This window comes from Sphingobacteriaceae bacterium GW460-11-11-14-LB5 (genome assembly GCA_002151545.1).
Lineage (GTDB): Bacteria > Bacteroidota > Bacteroidia > Sphingobacteriales > Sphingobacteriaceae > Pedobacter.
This window is the reverse complement of record CP021237.1, coordinates 299,958-318,099: the sequence shown is the minus strand read 5'-3', so window position 1 is coordinate 318,099 and position 18,142 is coordinate 299,958. Positions and strand designations below refer to the sequence as shown.

General features: G+C 39.9%; 16 protein-coding genes. 4 read left to right on the top strand and 12 right to left on the bottom strand.

Features of this window, described 5'->3' with window-relative positions:
- Positions 1-4: 4 nt before the first annotated feature.
- The 5 genes from CA265_01280 to CA265_01260 form a co-directional block, all read right to left on the bottom strand.
- Entirely contained in the window at positions 5-820 is an 816-nt protein-coding gene (locus CA265_01280) for a xylose isomerase (protein ID ARS38393.1), read from the bottom strand.
- A 3-nt stretch (positions 821-823) separates the two neighbouring features.
- Entirely contained in the window at positions 824-2,212 is a 1,389-nt protein-coding gene (locus CA265_01275; GenBank protein ARS38392.1) for a hypothetical protein, read from the bottom strand.
- A 49-nt stretch (positions 2,213-2,261) separates the two neighbouring features.
- Positions 2,262-4,940 carry a hypothetical protein gene (locus CA265_01270; protein ID ARS38391.1) on the bottom strand — a complete coding sequence of 893 codons (2,679 nt, stop codon included), beginning with the start codon at positions 4,938-4,940 and terminating at the stop codon, positions 2,262-2,264.
- Positions 4,941-4,942: 2 nt separating this feature from the next.
- Positions 4,943-5,683: a GntR family transcriptional regulator gene (locus CA265_01265; protein ARS42844.1), complete on the bottom strand. Its 741-nt coding sequence runs from the start codon at positions 5,681-5,683 to the stop codon at positions 4,943-4,945.
- A gap of 173 nt (positions 5,684-5,856) precedes the next feature.
- Positions 5,857-6,213, bottom strand: a complete 357-nt coding sequence (locus CA265_01260; GenBank protein ARS38390.1) for a hypothetical protein — start codon at positions 6,211-6,213, stop codon at positions 5,857-5,859.
- 152 nt (positions 6,214-6,365) lie between these two features.
- Between CA265_01260 and CA265_01255 the strand changes: the two genes are divergently transcribed.
- Positions 6,366-7,337, top strand: a complete 972-nt coding sequence (locus tag CA265_01255) for a hypothetical protein (GenBank protein ID ARS38389.1) — start codon at positions 6,366-6,368, stop codon at positions 7,335-7,337.
- Here CA265_01255 and CA265_01250 read toward each other — a convergent pair whose 3' ends face one another.
- The 6 genes from CA265_01250 to CA265_01225 form a co-directional block, all read right to left on the bottom strand.
- A complete protein-coding gene (locus CA265_01250) occupies positions 7,338-7,769 on the bottom strand; it encodes a hypothetical protein (GenBank protein ARS38388.1) in 432 nt (143 codons plus the stop codon).
- A gap of 6 nt (positions 7,770-7,775) precedes the next feature.
- Positions 7,776-9,179, bottom strand: coding sequence for a hypothetical protein (locus tag CA265_01245; GenBank protein ID ARS38387.1), 1,404 nt, complete (start codon positions 9,177-9,179; stop codon positions 7,776-7,778).
- A gap of 171 nt (positions 9,180-9,350) precedes the next feature.
- Positions 9,351-10,523 (bottom strand): hypothetical protein, encoded by a 1,173-nt coding sequence (locus CA265_01240; GenBank protein ID ARS38386.1) that lies wholly within the window; start codon positions 10,521-10,523, stop codon positions 9,351-9,353.
- A complete protein-coding gene (locus tag CA265_01235; GenBank protein ID ARS38385.1) occupies positions 10,524-11,417 on the bottom strand; it encodes a hypothetical protein in 894 nt (297 codons plus the stop codon). It abuts the gene before it with no gap.
- Positions 11,418-11,443: 26 nt separating this feature from the next.
- Positions 11,444-13,774 (bottom strand): hypothetical protein, encoded by a 2,331-nt coding sequence (locus tag CA265_01230; GenBank protein ARS38384.1) that lies wholly within the window; start codon positions 13,772-13,774, stop codon positions 11,444-11,446.
- Between the two features lie 404 nt (positions 13,775-14,178).
- The gene (locus tag CA265_01225) at positions 14,179-14,439 is read right to left on the bottom strand and encodes a hypothetical protein (GenBank protein ARS38383.1); all 261 of its coding nucleotides are present in this window, start codon (positions 14,437-14,439) and stop codon (positions 14,179-14,181) included.
- 2 nt (positions 14,440-14,441) lie between these two features.
- Here CA265_01225 and CA265_01220 point away from each other — a divergent pair, with 2 nt between their 5' ends.
- Both CA265_01220 and CA265_01215 read left to right on the top strand, forming a co-directional pair.
- Positions 14,442-14,642, top strand: coding sequence for a hypothetical protein (locus tag CA265_01220; protein ID ARS38382.1), 201 nt, complete (start codon positions 14,442-14,444; stop codon positions 14,640-14,642).
- Positions 14,635-15,597: a sterol desaturase gene (locus CA265_01215; protein ARS42843.1), complete on the top strand. Its 963-nt coding sequence runs from the start codon at positions 14,635-14,637 to the stop codon at positions 15,595-15,597. The genes CA265_01220 and CA265_01215 overlap by 8 nt, the downstream gene beginning before the upstream one ends.
- Positions 15,598-15,714: 117 nt before the next feature.
- On the opposite strand, the gene CA265_01210 is transcribed toward CA265_01215, so the two are convergent.
- Positions 15,715-17,592 (bottom strand): LuxR family transcriptional regulator, encoded by a 1,878-nt coding sequence (locus CA265_01210; protein ARS38381.1) that lies wholly within the window; start codon positions 17,590-17,592, stop codon positions 15,715-15,717.
- Positions 17,593-17,795: 203 nt separating this feature from the next.
- On the opposite strand from CA265_01210, the gene CA265_01205 reads away from it, so the two are divergent.
- A complete protein-coding gene (locus tag CA265_01205; protein ARS38380.1) occupies positions 17,796-18,128 on the top strand; it encodes an import component protein in 333 nt (110 codons plus the stop codon).
- The last annotated feature ends 14 nt before the right edge of the window (positions 18,129-18,142 follow it).

Below are 18,142 nucleotides of genomic sequence, written 5' to 3'. Positions count from 1 at the left end.
TCAACTATTTACAATATCTCTCCTTTAGTAACTGCATCATATACAAATTGATATCCCACTGATTGGCTATCGGCATATTGGTAGCGGGTAAATGAACCATGTATGGAGCAGGACCAAATTCAGTGGTGATGGTTAACACCTCTTTTTTATTATCATGATACGCTTTTACAATGGCATCCCACCAGTTAAAATGGGCATTTAACTCGGCTTTAAACTCTGGCAGCCGTGGATCTATTACTTGTGCACTTTGTGAATGACCTATTCTCGAATGGAGATGTTCAACCTGTTTACACGCCAAAGCAAGGGCCTCTTCCTGATCTTCCAATAAACTCTCGGCTACATTACACCAATGAGAAAAATCGGCTGTTATTTTTAAATCAGGAAGTTTTTTTAAAAAATCATGCGTTATATGAGCGGCAAACAATGCTTTATTACGATGCGTTTCATGACATGTGGTAATCCCGGTTTCGTGAGTTACTGCATCTGCAATAGCAAACAGTTCGGCATTCTGCTCAAAACTGAAATAATCCTTTCCCGTTTGTGCGTTTATCTTTACTGGTTGTAGCGAAGCATAAAAGCGTAAATATTTTGTATAGTTAGCTTTATGTTTTTCAAAATCCTTTTCGAAAGATTGATAATACTGCGCAATCAAAAGCAGCTTATATTTTTTCAGTGCAGTGATCATGATGTTTTGCTCATCTGAATTTTCAGGAACAGGAGCTTCAACACCGTCGTATCCTGCCTCTTTTACATCATGGCAAAACTGATCCCAATTGATATTTTCAGAACCCCAGCGCGGATAATAGAATTGTATCTTCATGATCTATTTTACTTCCGAATTCCAGGCTTTTTCAATTTCTTCCAGACTTTTCCCTTTGGTTTCAAACAACTTTTTCTTGGCATACAAGAAGGACAGGATACAGAAGAACGAGAAGATGAAAAAGGTAGTTGCAATACCCAGGCCATCCCTCATGATTGGGAATAACATGTTGACAACCCAATCTGAAACCCACATGGTCATAATACACATCGATAAAGCTGTCCCTCTGATGTGCGTGGGGAATATTTCTGTAGAGATTACAAATTTTAACGGACCTAGTGAGAACGCGAAGAACAGGAGAAACAGAATAATACTAAATAACATGAACCATCCGGTGATGTCCATTAAAAAGCAAAAACCCGTTAAAGCCAAAGCACCTGCTGCACACAATGAACCGATGATGTATAAAGGCCTGCGTCCCCAGGTATCTACTTTTGAAATGGCAATAAAAGTAAACAGCACATTGGCCGATCCTAATATGACCTGGTAAAACAGCGCGTCGCTGGTTACAATACCTGCTGATTTTAAAATGGTCGGGCCATAAAAAATAACGCCATTAATTCCACTAAACTGTGATAAGGCCGTAAGAATGGTAGCCAGTGCGAGCAGTTTACTTAAAGGCAAACGCATCAGCTCTTTATAACCACCCGATTTTTGACTGGCCATTTCTTTAATGGAATCGAGTTCTAAACGGCCTGTTTCCGCTCCGTTTATTTTGATCAGCGTGTTTAAAGCCTCTTCATTTCTGCCATATTGCACCAACCATCTTGGGCTTTCGGGCACAATTAACAATAACAAACAAAATGCAGCTGCCGGAACAACCCCAACAATAAACATTCCACGCCAAACATTTTCTACAAATAACCAGTGTAATATACCCTCGCCGGCACCCGCATGGACAGTGGCGTAACGTTGCAAGAATAAATTGCTGATATAAGCTGCTAAAATACCTATGGTTATGGCCAGCTGATAAAAAACGACTAAACGACCTCTCTTTTGTGAAGGGGCTACTTCAGAAATATACAGTGGCGATACATTAGAAGCCACACCCACCCCCATACCGGCCAGCACCCGGAAGAAAATTAATACAGGATAAGCTACTGAAAATGCAAAACCAACCGCACTCACTAAAAATAATATGGCAGCCAAAAACAAGACTTTTCTTCTGCCAACTTTATCGCTGAGGTAACCCGAAAAGGATACCCCCACAATGCAGCCCAATAAAGCGCAGGATACAAATAATCCTTCCTGTGCGGACGACAATCCATATTGCGACTTTAAAGGCTCGATGATACCGCTGACCACGGCCATATCAAAGCCGAATAAAAAACCACCTAATGCCGCAATAAGCGTGATTAGGAAGATAAAATAATTTGCTCCTTGTTTTCTCATAATGGTTTGGTTATTTGGTTGTTTTTTTAATTGATGATTTGGTTAGCTTTCAACAACAATCTTCTTTTACATACGCCACAACCAAAAAGGCTTTTTGCACTCCCTGGTACCGAACGGTATACTGGCTTATGGCTGCAGGTATGACAAAAGTTTCGGCGTAGCTGAACTGGCTGGTTGTATTGCCTGTAATAACTGTTACCGCTTCCCCTTCAACCAGCATGCAAATATGACATTGGCCATTGGTGCTAATAACCGTTTCTCCAACAAACTCGTATCGATCTACCGCATAAAAATGTTCCTGATGGGTTGAAAGTGATAACTTCCTTCCATTATCCCATTCGGTTGCTACCTGTTGTTTAGAAATTAGCTCCTGCGAAACATAATCGCCTTTTCGGTCAAAATAAAGGTTCTTAAAAGCGTGTTCTATATTAATTGGACGGGGTTTGCCATTTAAGCCCAGTCGCAACCAATCGTACATTTTGAAAGTGAAGATGTATGGCGTACTGCTGATCTCCAGTACCATATTATTCTTTCCCGATGCATGAACAGTTCCATTTGGAATGAGAAAGAGATCATGCTTGTTGGCCTTAAATTTCTGCACATATTTTTCGGCATCCATTTCGATGCCTTTATTTTGTGCGTCCAGTAAGGCCGTTTTAAATTCATCCGGATTAATATCTTCCTGAAAACCCAAATAAACATCGGCATCAGGCTCACAATCCAGGATATAATAGGTTTCATCCTGTGTGAAATTTTCGCCAAAATTCTCTTTGATATAAGCTGTACGCGGATGGCATTGAATTGAAAGATTGCCGCCGTCATAGGTATCCAGAAAATCAAAACGGATCGGAAATTCTGTTCCAAACCTTCGGGCTGCTTTTCCCAAAAGTTTCTCATTATTATAAAATAACAGAAAATCGAATGATACTTCGAGTAGATATTGATTGCCCTCGATCACAATTCCATTTTCAGGCGTAATCAGTTCAAAAGACCAGGCGTAGTTTATTTCCTCCTCGTTAAGTCCTTTAATGTGCTTTTTCATCCAGTTCCCGCCCCAAATACCGGCCTCAAACCAAGGTCGTGCGCGAAGCGGCTGCTTGAGCATTTGATGTAAAGTATTTCTGAAATCATCACCGCACATCCATGTAATTTCAGTCACGCGCTGTTCATCAACAATCACATCCATTTTGGAAAGCAACTGTTCTTTATGTTTATTCAATACAGGCCAGTCTACAAAATAAGCCCGTTTGTACATTTGCGTCTGATCAGCCAACTCTGTACAGCCCATATTTTTTGCTGCACCAGCCCTCATTCTATATTGAATTTCATTTTTGGGCACATCAACATATAGCAATAATCCTTTCCAATTAGCCAGTTCGGCGCCGGTTCCATAGAGGATACACAGGTCAACTGATGGATCGGGCTGCAACATTTCCAGTTTCTGCAGATCAAAAAAATCAGACAGACTGCCCTGATATTTATTCCCAAAAACCGGATCAGTTCCATTTAAATTGGCGCTTACCATCGCATCGATCTCCGCAGTAGGTTTGAGACAAGAATTGATATCGTACCAAAATACTTTTCTGTTTTTCGAAAGCAAATATGCATGTAACTGTGTCCTGAACTCCTCCCATAAAACACCTTCAAACCCGTCGATGATGATGGTTTTTTCCTGATCTATTTTATCAGCAAGGGTATCAAAACCTGCGTAAACCCCGGCATCGGAATGAAATGACGGAAAAACTTCGTAGCCCGAATGATTGGTTACAACTGCTTTTAGTGGTAAAACGGGTTGAGTTGTTTTTCTTTTTAATTTCTGATCAGTATCCATGTAAATATTTGTTTTTTTGCCTGCAATAACAGCTGCTCCGGTTAAAATACATTCCTCGGTATCATTGCAGAAAGTAATTTTTATTGCTTTATTCAGGTGCTTTAAGCCTTCTTTTAGTGGTGTAAGAAATAGTGAACTGGCTTTTGCAATATTGCCGCCGATAACCAATTCATCACATTCGAAGTGCGCTAACCAGCTATGTAAAAAAGCGCTTAAATTGGTGCCGAACTGCTCGAAAATAGAAAGTGAAAGTTCACTGTTCATGAAGGCAATATCTTTAACGGATGTTGCTTCTCTACCACTTAATGTTTTGTATTCATTCAGGAACCAGCGCACAGAAAAATAATCATCAGCTTTGGCATCTAAAAAATTCTGATCGTAAAAAGCGCCCGAAGCAGGCAATGCCGGATGTTGGGTAAGCAGTGTTCCGTTCTCCATAAATGCAGAGCCAAAACCCGTCCCCAATGTTAAAAACACCGTTTTTTTACTATTCAGTTGATGGCGGTTATAAGTTCCTTCAGCAAAACAATGTGCATCATTTGAAAAAACAAATGCTGTATGGGTTAAACCTGTATAATCTGCTAATGCCTGTTGCAGATGAATTCCGAATGTATGTTCAAATTTCCCGCCTACGCCGGCTATGGTGCTCACCCCTTTCTCATAATTAAAAGGCCCCGGAAAAGCAATTCCAACCGCATCAGGCACAATCCCCGCTTTCGTCATCACTTCCCTGATCCCCTTACCAATCGTGGCTACAATGTTAAATCCTGTATCGAATGCGTCAAGATCTTTTCGTACCAGAGCCGAGGATGTTTGCAATGGGTTATTTACATCAATGACACTTATTGTGACATGACTTCCGCCTACATCGATCCCAAATTTTTGATGGTTTGCCATTTTTACACCGAACGCTTAATTTCAATACTATAGGTAAACCAATCGTTACGGTAGTAGCAGATATTGTACTCTATGGGCTTTCTGCCTGCATCGAGCACCAATCTTTTCCTTTCCAGCACAGGTAAACCCTTTTTTATGCCCAGCAGATCGGCTATTTCCGCTGTAGCAGCGATCGCCTTTATTTCTTCCTGAGAATACATGGGAACAATATTGTGGTCCATATCCAGTAGGTCGTATAAAGGCTTTTTAAAATCTTCATCTTCAGAGAGCCCGATACGGGGATGAAAGTAAGATTCGAAACACACCATCGGACTTTCATCAATACTGCGGATACGTTTAAGACAGATTACATCGGTATCGGCTTCGATCTGCAAATATTTTGATACTTCTTCACTGGCCTTTTTTTTCTGCACATCGAGTACGAGATTTTTAAAAATCAATCCCATATCTTCCATTTCATGTGTGAAACTCATCCAGTTCGTTAGGTTAGTCGTTATTTTTCGTTGTGTAACCCTTGTTCCCACTCGCTTTTTCCGTTCCAGTAATCCCTCGTTTACCAGGTTGTTGATGGCCTGTCGGAGTGTATTTCTGGAGATTCCCCATCGCATGGCCAAATCCGTTTCTTTTGGAAATAACTCTCCATTACTAAACTCAGGAAGCTGAATTAATTTTCTCAATTGCTCTTCTGCCTGATAATGCAGTGGTACTTTACTATCATGATCCAACTGAGATATTTTGTTCATATGTTCATACATATTACAAATTTATAACATTTTACCACATTTCAATAAAAAAATTAAAGCCTGTAAAATGGTCTTTTTATTGGCCTTAAGCGTGTTAATAAAATAGAAAAGCGCTCCAGCGGAAAATCTAAGCGGAGCTTCCAGGCTCAATACTTACAACAATCGTTAAATGGTTATTTGATAATGAGAATCGTTTTCGGACAAGAGGAAAGTTTGAGGTATACATGTTTTTCGGTTAGGTGGCTTTTAATCTCCACATTCAATAAAATGGCAGACATCCCCTTTTCGTCGGTGACTAACTGCCCTTCTCTTAAAGCTTCCAGCTGGTCAATAGATAAATTTCTACTGATACTTATTCCTGCAGGCATAGCACTTTCTATGATGTTCTCATCGGTAGTGTAGGTATTTTTTGCTCTTTTCATCATGTGTTTGGTTAAGTTAGAAAGAAGTAGATGAATCCTGAAGTTCAGCAATATGATCTTATCGGCTAAATTAAAAATGCAGGCAGGCAGTATTTCATCCCGCTGCATTGACATAAACGGTCGCCGGGATTAATTTTTTTGTAAAATTGCTAGCAGGATTCCGCCAGTTTCACCATAATTATGCTTTTGAATATTAGTTTCAACGATTTTCCCTCTTGCGGCTAAACTCAGGAGAATAACCTGACGCAACTACCATTAATTTGATTATTTCTGATGTTTTTTTTGCATTTGCTTATTTTCGCGAAAATATTAGGGTATATTTAATACACCAAACGCTCTCGGTTGACCAAAAAAAACTAACCAGCATGCAGTATATTTATGAGAACTTCACTTTTCCGCCCGATCAGTCCTTTACGGTACGTTCGGAAATACTGGAAATAAAAAAATACGCCTCATTAAAATCACATGTTAATTTTGAAATCGCCCTGATCGAAAATTGCTGTGGAAAACGTTTTGTAGGCGATCATATTGAAGACTTCAGCGGAACAGAGCTCGTTCTTTTGGGAAGTTATTTGCCACATTGCTGGCAATATTACAGCACTGTAGACCCTGGTTTGCAGCCTAAGGTAATTGTGTTACATTTTTTCCCTGATTTCCTGGGGAAGGAACTCTTAACCAAACCTGAGGCAGCTGGTTTGAACGAACTTTTTAAAAATGCGGCAAAAGGTATTTTATTTACAGACACAACCATTGCAAGAGTTAAAACCATCATGAACGAGATGTTGTTTGAAACAGGCCTTTACCGGGCGGGTTTAATGCTGCAGCTTTTAGATGTGCTTGCCGGATCTGATTCTTATAAAACACTCTCCTCGCCATCATTCAGTATTGTTGAAACCTCTAACGAGGCAAACAAGATTAACCGCGTTTTCGATTATATATTTAAAAACTTTAAGAAAGATATTTCATTAAACGATGTGGCCGATATTGTACCCATGTCTACAGGTGCCTTCTGCAGGTTCTTTAAACAAAAAACCAACCGCACTTTAGTAGAGTTTATTAAAGAAATAAGGGTTGGGCACGCCGCCAAATTGTTAATGGAAGGCAATTATAATGTAACCGAAACCTGTTACCAGAGTGGTTATAATAACATTTCCAATTTCAACAAACACTTTAAAGATGTAAAAGGCTTATCGCCAAGAGAATTTGTTAAACAATATAAAATCAGCGCTTAATTAGTTACTGAACTTATAAAAAGGAATAACCTCCACCCATTTCTGCCCTGGCAAAGTACCGTTAACGCCCTTCTGATAATTATTCATTAATTTATTCCATTCGGCGCAGCGGGGACTAAAAGATTCTGACAACTGGCTCATTTTATTCAGATCAGCACCTTTCGGAAAGGTAACCCGCATCACAATAAGGTCGTTAAAACGGTAGAGACTGATACTTTTAAATCCAGCTTTTTTAAATCCCCCCTCTACCTCTGGCCATATATTCTTGTGGTACTGTAAGTATTCCTTCAGTTTTTTTTGATTATCAACGGTATTCACAACAAATACTTTTTCGGCATATTCATCCGCTTTACCTTCATTGCCTGCCAAACCGCAGCCCAGCAAGGTACATCCAAAAATTATGCATACAAACAGAAGAACGCTATTTTTCATGTTGATTTAGTTGAAAAGTAAATAAATTAAAACTATGATCACCGCCAGGCCGAGCCACATTAACCATATTGGTTTCGTGCTATCGGCCACCTGATGTTTCGTTTCAAGAAGTGATGGCTGTACCTGTACCACTGGTGGCTTTGTAATTAAGGTTAACACCACAATGGCAACACTTAGCGCTATAAATATATAAAATGATAATAGCAAAAAATGGGGCCAGTATCCTTTGTACGGATAATTTAATACGTGGCAGGTACCCAAAAGTAAACAGAGCAGGCCTCCACCGTAAAGCACAGTTTCTACAGAGATGCTGTTCACCCGTTTCCAGATGATTCCGGCCAGAAAAACCACAGCCAATGGGGGCGAAAGTATAGAAACCAGGCCCTGGCTTAATTCAAAAAAGTTTTTTCCCGAATAAGAGAAAAGCATGGCAATCCCCACCCCGGCAATAGCGGCCACAATGGTAATCCATTTGCCCATTTTTATCTGCTGTTTCTGATTAAGCGGTGTAAACTGCGGAACAACATCTAAAGTAAAAACGGTACAGAAGGCGTTTAAACTCGACGATACCGTATCAATTAATGCAGCAATCAATGCGGCAATACTCAGGCCGAGCAGGCCATGCGGCATCAGCCTTTTGATCATGGTGATATAAGCCGTATCCGGTTGTGCCGAATCTTTAAATAATACATAACACATCACCCCTGGAAGAATAAATATGATGGGCATTATAATTTTAAGTGTACCGATAAATAAAGCCCCATATTGTCCTTCTTTTAGGTTTTTAGCGGCTAACATCTTTTGCACAATGGTCTGATCTGCACACCAGTAATAAATAGCAACAACCGGGTAGCCCAAAACAATAGAAACCCATGAATATTCGGGATGTGATGCCGGCAGAAAAAGTTTCCAATAGGATTCTGGTGTTTGGCCAACCAATGCGTCTATACTTCCAATTTTCTGAAAACCCAAAAAGGTAAGTACTATAGAAGATATGATAATAATGATAGATTGAAAAATACCGGTACGCACCACAGCCTTTAGGCCACCAATGGCGGTAAAACTTGTGGCTACAAATGCGATGATGATAATTGCCGTAAATAACGAACAATCAAATACTCCAGAAATGAGCAGGCCTCCGGCATAAAGGGCACTGCCAAGCCACACCACCAGTATCGAAATCAGGCTGTAGATCACCAGGAAGTTATAAGACCGGTTACCAAAACGGATTTTTAAAAACTGTGGAATAGTTGATATTTTGGCTTTAAGGTAATAAGGCAGAAAGACCATGGATAATAACATTAAAAATATCCAGGCTAATAATTCGAAATTACTGCCCACAATGCCATGTGAAAAACCAACGCCGGCAAAACCAATTAACATCATTGGGCCTGCATTTGCACTAAACATAGAAAAGCCGATCTGCCACCATTTCAGGCTTCGCCCCCCTAAGAAAATATCTTCATCATTTTTTCCCTTTTTACTAAAGCGAAAGCCAACAAAAAATAAGACAAGGGCGTAAAGGCCTAAAATTAAATAATCTATATAGTTGAATGATAAACTCACAGTCGGGTTCTTTTTTTACATGGATACCACAGGCGCATATTTCGGAACATCTTGTTGTTCCCATAACTGCTCCCTAATGATCTTATTTTCTTTTTTACAATATTCCCAGTCAATTCTTACCGGCAGTCCTTCTATTTCAGGGAGGAAAAATCTGCCGTTCTTCCATTCTGGTTTAAGCAGAAAATATTTTTCCAGTCCATACATAATGGAATACAAATATTCGATCATTGCATTATTATTGGCGGTGGTCATTAAGAAAGTTGAATACAAAGAATACCCTCCTGAAGAAAACTGTAGTTTTTCTGCTTCGCAAAGATCCCTTATTTCTAACCACTCTTTAATGCCCCCCAATTGCGTGGGAACAGGCTGCAAATGTTTCACTCCGCTATTCACCAGTGTCCTGAAAATTTTTGAGGTTCTCTCCGACTCGCCATAAGCTATGGTAAGGGAGGTTTTTCCACAAAGCATCTCGATCTGATCGTAAGCGGCCGAATGAATCGGTTCTTCCAGCCAATGGATATTTTCTTCTCCTACGGCATCGATAAACTTAAACACCTGGGCACACGACCAGATTTGATTGGCATCTACCGCCAGCTTAACTTTATCACCTAGGAGGCTTTTTACAAATTTTACCCTTTCAATATCTTCTTTCAATTTCTTACCGAAATCCTTTCCAACCTTCATTTTGTAACAGTCAACTCCGGCATCTATAAATAAGCCAGCTTCTGTTTCTAATTGTTTTAGGCTATAATTGGTTCCGCCACCGCTTCCATACATTTTCACATCGCCCCGAAGGCCCCCGATGTATTGGTGCAAAGGAACTTTTTTTCGCCTGGCGGCCAAATCGTACAGCGCCATATCAATCTGTCCCAGCAAAGCCGAAGCCGCGCCTTTAAACCCTTCATTCCGGATAGACCAGTATAATTTTGGATAAAATTCCTGATAAGGCATGCCCTGACTGTGGAATAATATAGGAAACAGGCAGGTTTCTAATATATTGGTATAGCTGTTATATATGGGCGCCTCTCCAATATTTCCGTCCACATCCTCAATGGTAATAATGGATATCGAATAATGCGGGAAGGGGCCCATAGTTGCATCCTGAAATGGGGTTATGGCTTTAACCTTTTCTAAAACTCTTATCCGAATCTTTTTTATATCAAAAATCTCGTTATCTATATTATACATCTATCGTTGATTTAGCGTTTTAAATACCTCGGTATATACTTCCGGCGACAACCGGCCTTGTTCTATTGCCCTCAATGTGTCTGTTAACTGTTCTTTATCTGTTGCCCCCATTACCACTTTAAATTTTCCTTCGATTGTAAAAAGAAAGCGATGGGCAAGTTCATGAAGGGGCATATGGTACTTTTTGGCGATCTCATTTATCTTTTTAGCCTGTGTTACACTTTCCAAACCGAGCCAATACGGTGGAGAGGCCGTAAATTCAGGAAACTTAGCCCCCAGCAGCCCCATATTTAGGGGGCTGGCTGCGTAATAGGCCTTATTATTTTGTGCACAAAAGGGAATGATGGTATCCAAAGCCTCAATATTGCAGGCATTAAGCCGGTTAAAGCCCATAATAACTTCGAACAGATCAGATTGAAGATAGGGTTCAAGCGCCGCGGGTGGATTTCCGCCTAAACCAATCTTTTTGGCATAACCAGCATGCTTAAAGTATTCGAGTTGTTTTAAAACGGCATCAATATCCGCTTGAACAATGGCATCCGGATCGTGAAGAAAAAGGATGTCTATTTCAGGGATCCCGAGCGTTTCTAAGCTATCTTCTACACTTCTTAACATGCCATCAGGGGTAAAATCATAGTGACCATCGTCAACTGCATAACATTTCTTACGCCCAACTTTTGTGCTGATTTGCGGGCGTTTACCTTCCCACTGGCGGAGCACTTTCCCTAATATATCTTCTGCATCGCCGTAGGCCGGCGCGGTATCTATTGCCTGAATCCCATGTTCAAGGGCTGTAAAAATGGTAATAGCCGATTCCTCAGGTCGAATCTTTCCCCAGATCCCACCCAGGGCAGCAGTCCCTAAAATTACATTGTCTATTACTGAGCCTGTCATGATTTAATTATCGACGATTTTTTTACCTATAAAACTGTAATGCCTTTTGAAGGGCTAATCTTAATCCGAATGGTTTCGCCCGCTTTAACCTTAACTTTAGGCCAGTCTAAAAATGCGGTATAAGCCATCGGCTTTAGTTTCTCCTTTTCTGTTTCTGCCATCACCGATACATCAGCATCATATTTTGTAGAATTTTGGAGCTGTAAAATCATCCCAGACCCATCGCCAGAAAGGAGTTCGGCATTAACATGATCAAAAACGTATAAATTCTTTGTATCTACATTCAGGTAAATTCCCGGAATTTCGAGGGCCATCAGCATACCGTTGGTTTCGGTCCAGGAATTACGTGTTTGTATAAAGTTACCAATACTTCCCTTTCCTTCGGCATCACTCAATTGAATCCTTTCCATAGAAGAGCCAATAAGATAATTGGTTGTGATGTGCCCGGGCATATTTATTGCCTCGGCATGGGCATGCTGAATATCCCTGATCAAGTCGGCATACAACATATTTCCGGTTGCCCTAAATAACTTGAAGATATAATCGCCTGATGCCGTACATATACCCGGTGCAGCATGTTTATTCTGGATACTGGCCCAAATGGCTCCGGCCATATTACTTGTTAAACCGCCAATCGCACTGTTTGGTGGAAAAACCGGATCGTAAGAAAATACCCACGATGCACCTAAAGCCGCCTGAACCTCAGCCCTATCTAACCACTCCTTTTGTCCGGTATAATAATACAAGGCCATTAATGATTCCAGAAATCCAAAGGCAGATTCAGAATCTGCATCCTGCGATATATCGCCACAATGCCCACCGGTTAAACCCTGCTTTTCTACATCTCTTTTATAGTAAAATTTTGCAGCATTAGCCGCTACCTTCATCCATTCTTTCTCCCTGAAGTAATCGGAGGCCATCGCTAAACCTGCAGGCACAATTGCTCCACCAGTTGAATTGTATACCGCAATTTCTCCGGTTTCGGGAACAATGTACTGCCCAAATTGACCGTCCTTTTTCCAGGTACGAACGAAAGCTGTAGCCAGCTTTCTTGCAGCATTTTCCCATTCCGGCTTAATACTGGCTCCATAACCTTGTGCCTTTAACAACAACAAGTGTTTGGTTAACCAAAGCAGCACATCTGCATTCTTTCGCACCAGGGTTTGCATGGGCTTAAAATACGGCGACATCTTTTCGGGGATAAGCTCGCCTGTGGCCTTAATGCCTCCAAAGAAATATCCGCTTTTCCCCTGAAGTTTATTTACGACAAAATCCAATTCGGCCATCACCCTCTCCCGTTCTTTTTTATCATTCAAAGCCAGCATGGGATAGGTATTCATCATCCCGCTTACCCAGCCGAGCTGAAAATCCTTATTATTTTCTGGCAGATAATAGGAGCCGGCCTCTACCTGCACAAAATTGCCCTTACATATATTTGTAGCCACTTCGAAAGTTTTGCTCATGGGCAATAAATTGCGTGGATGATTTAAACCTGACAGGCTTTTGCGCACTTCCATAAATTTCTTTAAAAGTGCAGGGATATTCTCCGCATTAAACACAAATACCTTAAACTTCAGCTCCACTTCATCGCCCTGTTTCCAGTCTGGGGCAAGGTCCCTGCTCAAATGAAAATCGCCGAATCCGGCAGCCATTTTACGTACTGCAGGCACTGAAATATCAAACGAAGCACTATCTTTCTTTGCAGTTTCGCTGATGGTTAAGCCATTAGCCCCTAATTTTGTCAATTGCCCGGTAAGCACAATAAAACCCTTTTTCTCGGTTTCCGAAAAAAAGCACATGGCTGGTGTGGCTACATTGCCGGTCTGTAACTCAATTAGTGATGCTTTTCCATCTTCATTGGAAAGCCTGGGATTATTGGAAATGGTAAGGGGTACCAGGGGATTATAATACATATCCTTTGGATAATCTGGATTATAACCATTACCAATTGATCTGTATCGGTTGCCATTGTATACCGCAGCAGGAACAAGTACGTAGTTTTTCGGATTCCACTTGCTAAAATCAAATGACACCGAAACTGCAGTAGATTTTGCTACGCCGCTATTCAGGCGAAAGCTGGCAACTGCTTCTATAACATCTCCCTGCCCGGGGGGGCTTGTTGTTTTTAACTGTAAAGCCCAGCTGCCTGTTTTAGTTTGAAGGAAATTTTTATGAAAAATATGTTCGGTTAATAAATCAGTGCCATTGAATTCTTTAACGGATACTTTTAAAGAACCATTCAAATTCTTCAATAATTTATTAAGCGGTTGTTGCGCAACAGCAACAATACCAGTGCCTGGCACTAACAAACAGATTAAAGCTATTTTTAAGTTCTTTATGCTCATCATTAATTTCATCCCTGTAAAGGTTCAATTTTGGTCAAATCTAAACTACCCTTAACTTAACTAATACCTATGTTTTTTTCGCAGCAGGTTATTAAATTAAACCACTCCGAATGTACCATCAAGAATATCATCAATTCAATAATTGAATGATTGCCACAGGATTTATCGGCTCTAACTGAAATTAATCTCCTTTTTGCATTGTCTTTAGCAACAATTTTTAAAGGCATTGTAACAGGGTTCAAAAAAATAACTACAAATTCTATAGTTTTTATAGTCTTTTAATAAAAATTTTTATATTTGTCAAAACACGTTGAATATTAACGCTTAATAAAAATATATGTCACACTTACTTATTTTTTCTATGCGCATGTACCCTCCCTGTTGTTGCTAATTCAGTAGCATCGAACTCACCCTTATTAAAATGAAGTGCGGTTTAATGTCAAATTAAAAACATCCATCCTGTTTTTACAGCAAGGCATTACCCAAACTTTAATCATCTCTATAAAACCTAAAAAAATGACATTATCAGATTTTACCATTTTGGGAAAAAAAATATTGGTTGGCATTGTTGTAACCTTAGTTCCTTTCATTATCATTTTTGGTGGGTTATACCTCACCAGGCATTTACTAAGCGATAAAAAATCAACCAACATCATTAATACAAAATAAGAACTCATCTATGAAAATTGAGGAAACTACCCGAAAGCGGATTATAAAAAACGCATTTTTAAGCCTTTTTATCTACGCGCTACCCATCGCCCTTATGTTTGCCACTTTTACCATAACCGGTGAAAGACCCTGGCTAAAACAAAAGCATAAAACCGAAAAAAATAAATCTGTAACCCCTAAAAATGCGACAAACAATGGAACAAGTGATTAATTTTATCAAAAACATTATTGAAAACCTGAATGGTTTCGGTTTTCCTTTTTTAGTATTCTTTATTGGCGTATTGGAGTTTTCATTTGGTTTATACAAGGGCAAATGGCCAAAAAATGAACGTTTTGTAGATATAGCCTGCTTTACCTTACCAAGACTGGTTATCAGACCAGTTGTTGCCTATTATGGATTAAAGTTCTTGCCTGCTGTATTGCCGGATCTTAAAAATGCATTTGAATGGGTCCCTTTCTTCTGGGGCTGTTTCATTATTGCCGTAGCAGATGATCTAACCCAATACTGGTACCATAGGTTACATCACGAAATTCCCTGGTTATGGCGCTTTCACCGTACACATCATTCTGCATCTTACATGGGCATGGCCATGGCGAGCCGGCAAAATGCCATTTATACCTTGTTTTTCTCACAGACTTATTTAACCACAGCTTTGGTTTATTTAGGACTGGGCATTCCAGCCATTGTGGTAAAAGGCATAAAAAGTACAATTACTACACTGGCACACTCAAGTATACCATGGGATAAACCCTTTTATAAATACAAAATTTTGCACCCGTTGGCCTGGGTTTTAGAAAGAACAATTTCTACACCTGCAACCCATCATGCACATCATGCTGCTACTACCGATGACGGCATTGGCTATTACAAAGGAAATTTTGGCAACATGTTTTTCTTGTGGGATATCATTTTCGGTACAGCTTTAATTACCAGGAAATACCCTAAGGCTTATGGCATTTCGCACTATGAAGGCGACCAATGGTATGCACAATTGTTATGGCCTATCTTTAAATCGAAAGTGCCTGGTAGCGAACTGGCAAAAAACGGGCCGATGGTGAGGTTAGACGAACCAACGCCTGTAATCCATATTCAGCATAAAACTGATGATGTTTTTGAGGAAGAGGAATATTATTACCGACCGGGTGCAACACTCGCTAAAAATTAAGATCAAAAGGCCGGGCATAAAAGCCTGGCCTTTTGATTTACTGGCTGGCTAAACAAGGGCTGTTAGGTTAAGCGTCCGGACTCACTTGACAAAATCCAACACCTCTAATCATTCCCCCTACGTCCCCTGTGGCTTAGCCACCTGCTGCAAAAACAAATTCAGATCCTCGTCTTTGCCTAAATCCAGTTTCTGTTTTAAGCGATAACGACTCATGCGCACACTTTTAGGTTCGATACCTAAACGGATAGAAACCTCCTTATTGGATAAACCCATAAGCATGTACGAACAATATTTTAAATCGAGTCGTGTAAGCGTATGATTAGCCTTTTGTTGCAAACGTTCGAAGAAAACAGGGTTGGTATCAAAAAAATCAGTTTTATGCTCTTCAAAGTCTTTATCCATTTTTTTCTGTTGATTCACAATTCTTTTAATCTGTTCATCAAGCGAAAGATGGCTTTCGTGATTTACCTTACCCGACAATAATTCCAACAGCTCATTTTTTTCCTCTATCTGTAAGTTACCCGCCAGCACCTCTTTCTCCAAACGTTCCTGCCGTTCTTTAAGCAGGGCCTGTTCTGTTTGAAGTTGAATAGCCTCTGCTTCTTTTAACTGTGCCCTCAGCTCAGCAGCATCTTTTTCCTGATCAATCAGTTCCTGCTTCCTCACCGATGCTTTAAGTTTATAATTATACGATATAAGCAGAAAAAGTAATGCGGCTATTCCACTTAGACCAGAAATAATGTAAAAAATATTCAGTTTTTTGGTAAATGCGGTTTGTTGATGGAGATAAGCAATCTCCTGTTCCTTTTTTTCTGACTGATATTGTGCTTCTACCCTTATTATACTGTTTACTTTCTCTTCATCGAAAGCTTTTTTATAATAAGTTAAATATTGCTTTAAATAGTTTAGTGCTGCTGCTTTATCTCCTTTTTTCTCGGCTATATTGGCAAGTCCCTGGAAAATCCTGGCCTGGGTAAGTGGCATTTTTACTACGCCATCGGCAATTTTGTTCAGTCCGGTTAACAATGTCTTTTCTGCCTCATCATAATTTCCATCACGCAGCGCATATTCGCTCTTTAGACCATAACAGTTTAACAACACCTCTTGTAAATTGGTTTTTGTTGCAATTTCTATCGCGATATCTACATATTTTTCGGCACTATCACGGTAGGTGTTTGGAAAATATTGAAAATAAGTATTAGCCGTGTTTAAGGCAATTGCTGCTGTATTGCTGTGGATCAGCAGACGTCCTTCCTGTTTTTTAGACAGCAATAGTGCCTTTTTGTAAATCAATAAAGCCGAATCGAGCAGGTTACGCTTAATGGTATCCAGCTTAAATCGGTCGAAATAGGTCTGTCCAATAGTAAAATAGGCATTATTTAACAAATCAACCTGTTGGCTTTTTACAGCAGTGGAGTAGCATAAATCGGCGTATTTTTTTTGTTTTGCAGGATTATTACCATATCCATAAAAGCTGGCTAAATAGTGATAGATGGTGCTTTCGTATTCATATGCCTGTTGTCCCTTAAAAAAATCAAGGGCTTTAAGCAGTTTTGCTATAGATTTATCGCTTTCATCATTGATTAGGTCTAACCAACCGCTCCTGAACCATACAAAGCCCAAAGCAACCGGGTCTTTTGTTCTTTTTGCATAATACATAGCACTATCCAGGCTTTCGTAAGCATGCTTTAAGTCTTTTTTCCAAACATACAGGTGAACTAAGGTTGCATAGGCTATGGCTTTACTCTTTCCATCCTTTAGCCCTTCGCTGGTTTGGAGCGCCTGATTGGCCTGCTGGAAAGAAAGTGGCAGGTTCTTTTCAAAATTCGCTTTAGCCAGTTTACACAATAGTTGTACACGTACTTCTTTTGAAACACCATCCTTCGAAAGCAGGCCGCGTAACGAATCGAGGTATATCTGCTGAGCATCCGCACTTTTAAAAAAAATAAGGACAAATGATACGGTAATTAATAATGTTTTCAGTGGTAGCTGCATAATCAAAAATAGAAAAAAGAAACACTTTTGAGGAAGCAGAATTACAACAAATAACTGGAATATAACAGTTTAAACGCTTTCTGTAGACTCCTTGTAGTCGCTCTGATGAAAACAGGTAGTCGCAGAGTAGTCTCACTTTTCTTGGCTGCCCGTCCATACCCTGGTAATTTTGGATTATTCAATTCAACAAAAAAATTAATCCTATGAAACAGAAAACAATGGCTATCCTGGCCTACATTACATTGATCGGTTGGATCATTTCTTACCTCGAGTTTAAAAAATCAACAGAAAAAAGCACGCTGGTTAATTATCACCTGGGCCAATCGCTCGGGCTTATCATCACTTCTATCCTTTTAAGTATTGTAAGTGGCGTTGTGCTGGCCATCATCCCATCTTTGGGAAGTGTTTTTTATCTCATTTTATTAATTCCATTTGTATTACTCTTGCTCGGCATTATAGCGGCCAATAATGAGGTAGAAAAACCTTTACCGCTTATCGGGAAAGTATTTGAGGGAAAATTCAATTTCGCTTCATAAACAACACTAAAACC

Bases quoted from the DNA above. Each gene is read 5' to 3' on its own strand.
- CA265_01280 (ARS38393.1), bottom strand. From the start codon at position 820: ATGAAGATACAATTCTATTATCCGCGCTGGGGTTCTGAAAATATCAAT.
- CA265_01275 (ARS38392.1), bottom strand. From the start codon at position 2,212: ATGAGAAAACAAGGAGCAAATTATTTTATCTTCCTAATCACGCTTATT.
- CA265_01270 (ARS38391.1), bottom strand. From the start codon at position 4,940: ATGGCAAACCATCAAAAATTTGGGATCGATGTAGGCGGAAGTCATGTC.
- CA265_01265 (ARS42844.1), bottom strand. From the start codon at position 5,683: ATGAACAAAATATCTCAGTTGGATCATGATAGTAAAGTACCACTGCAT.
- CA265_01260 (ARS38390.1), bottom strand. From the start codon at position 6,213: ATGCAGCGGGATGAAATACTGCCTGCCTGCATTTTTAATTTAGCCGAT.
- CA265_01250 (ARS38388.1), bottom strand. From the start codon at position 7,769: ATGAAAAATAGCGTTCTTCTGTTTGTATGCATAATTTTTGGATGTACC.
- CA265_01245 (ARS38387.1), bottom strand. From the start codon at position 9,179: ATGTTTAGTGCAAATGCAGGCCCAATGATGTTAATTGGTTTTGCCGGC.
- CA265_01240 (ARS38386.1), bottom strand. From the start codon at position 10,523: ATGTATAATATAGATAACGAGATTTTTGATATAAAAAAGATTCGGATA.
- CA265_01235 (ARS38385.1), bottom strand. From the start codon at position 11,417: ATGACAGGCTCAGTAATAGACAATGTAATTTTAGGGACTGCTGCCCTG.
- CA265_01230 (ARS38384.1), bottom strand. From the start codon at position 13,774: ATGAAATTAATGATGAGCATAAAGAACTTAAAAATAGCTTTAATCTGT.
- CA265_01225 (ARS38383.1), bottom strand. From the start codon at position 14,439: ATGAGTTCTTATTTTGTATTAATGATGTTGGTTGATTTTTTATCGCTT.
- CA265_01220 (ARS38382.1), top strand. From the start codon at position 14,442: ATGAAAATTGAGGAAACTACCCGAAAGCGGATTATAAAAAACGCATTT.
- CA265_01210 (ARS38381.1), bottom strand. From the start codon at position 17,592: ATGCAGCTACCACTGAAAACATTATTAATTACCGTATCATTTGTCCTT.
- CA265_01205 (ARS38380.1), top strand. From the start codon at position 17,796: ATGAAACAGAAAACAATGGCTATCCTGGCCTACATTACATTGATCGGT.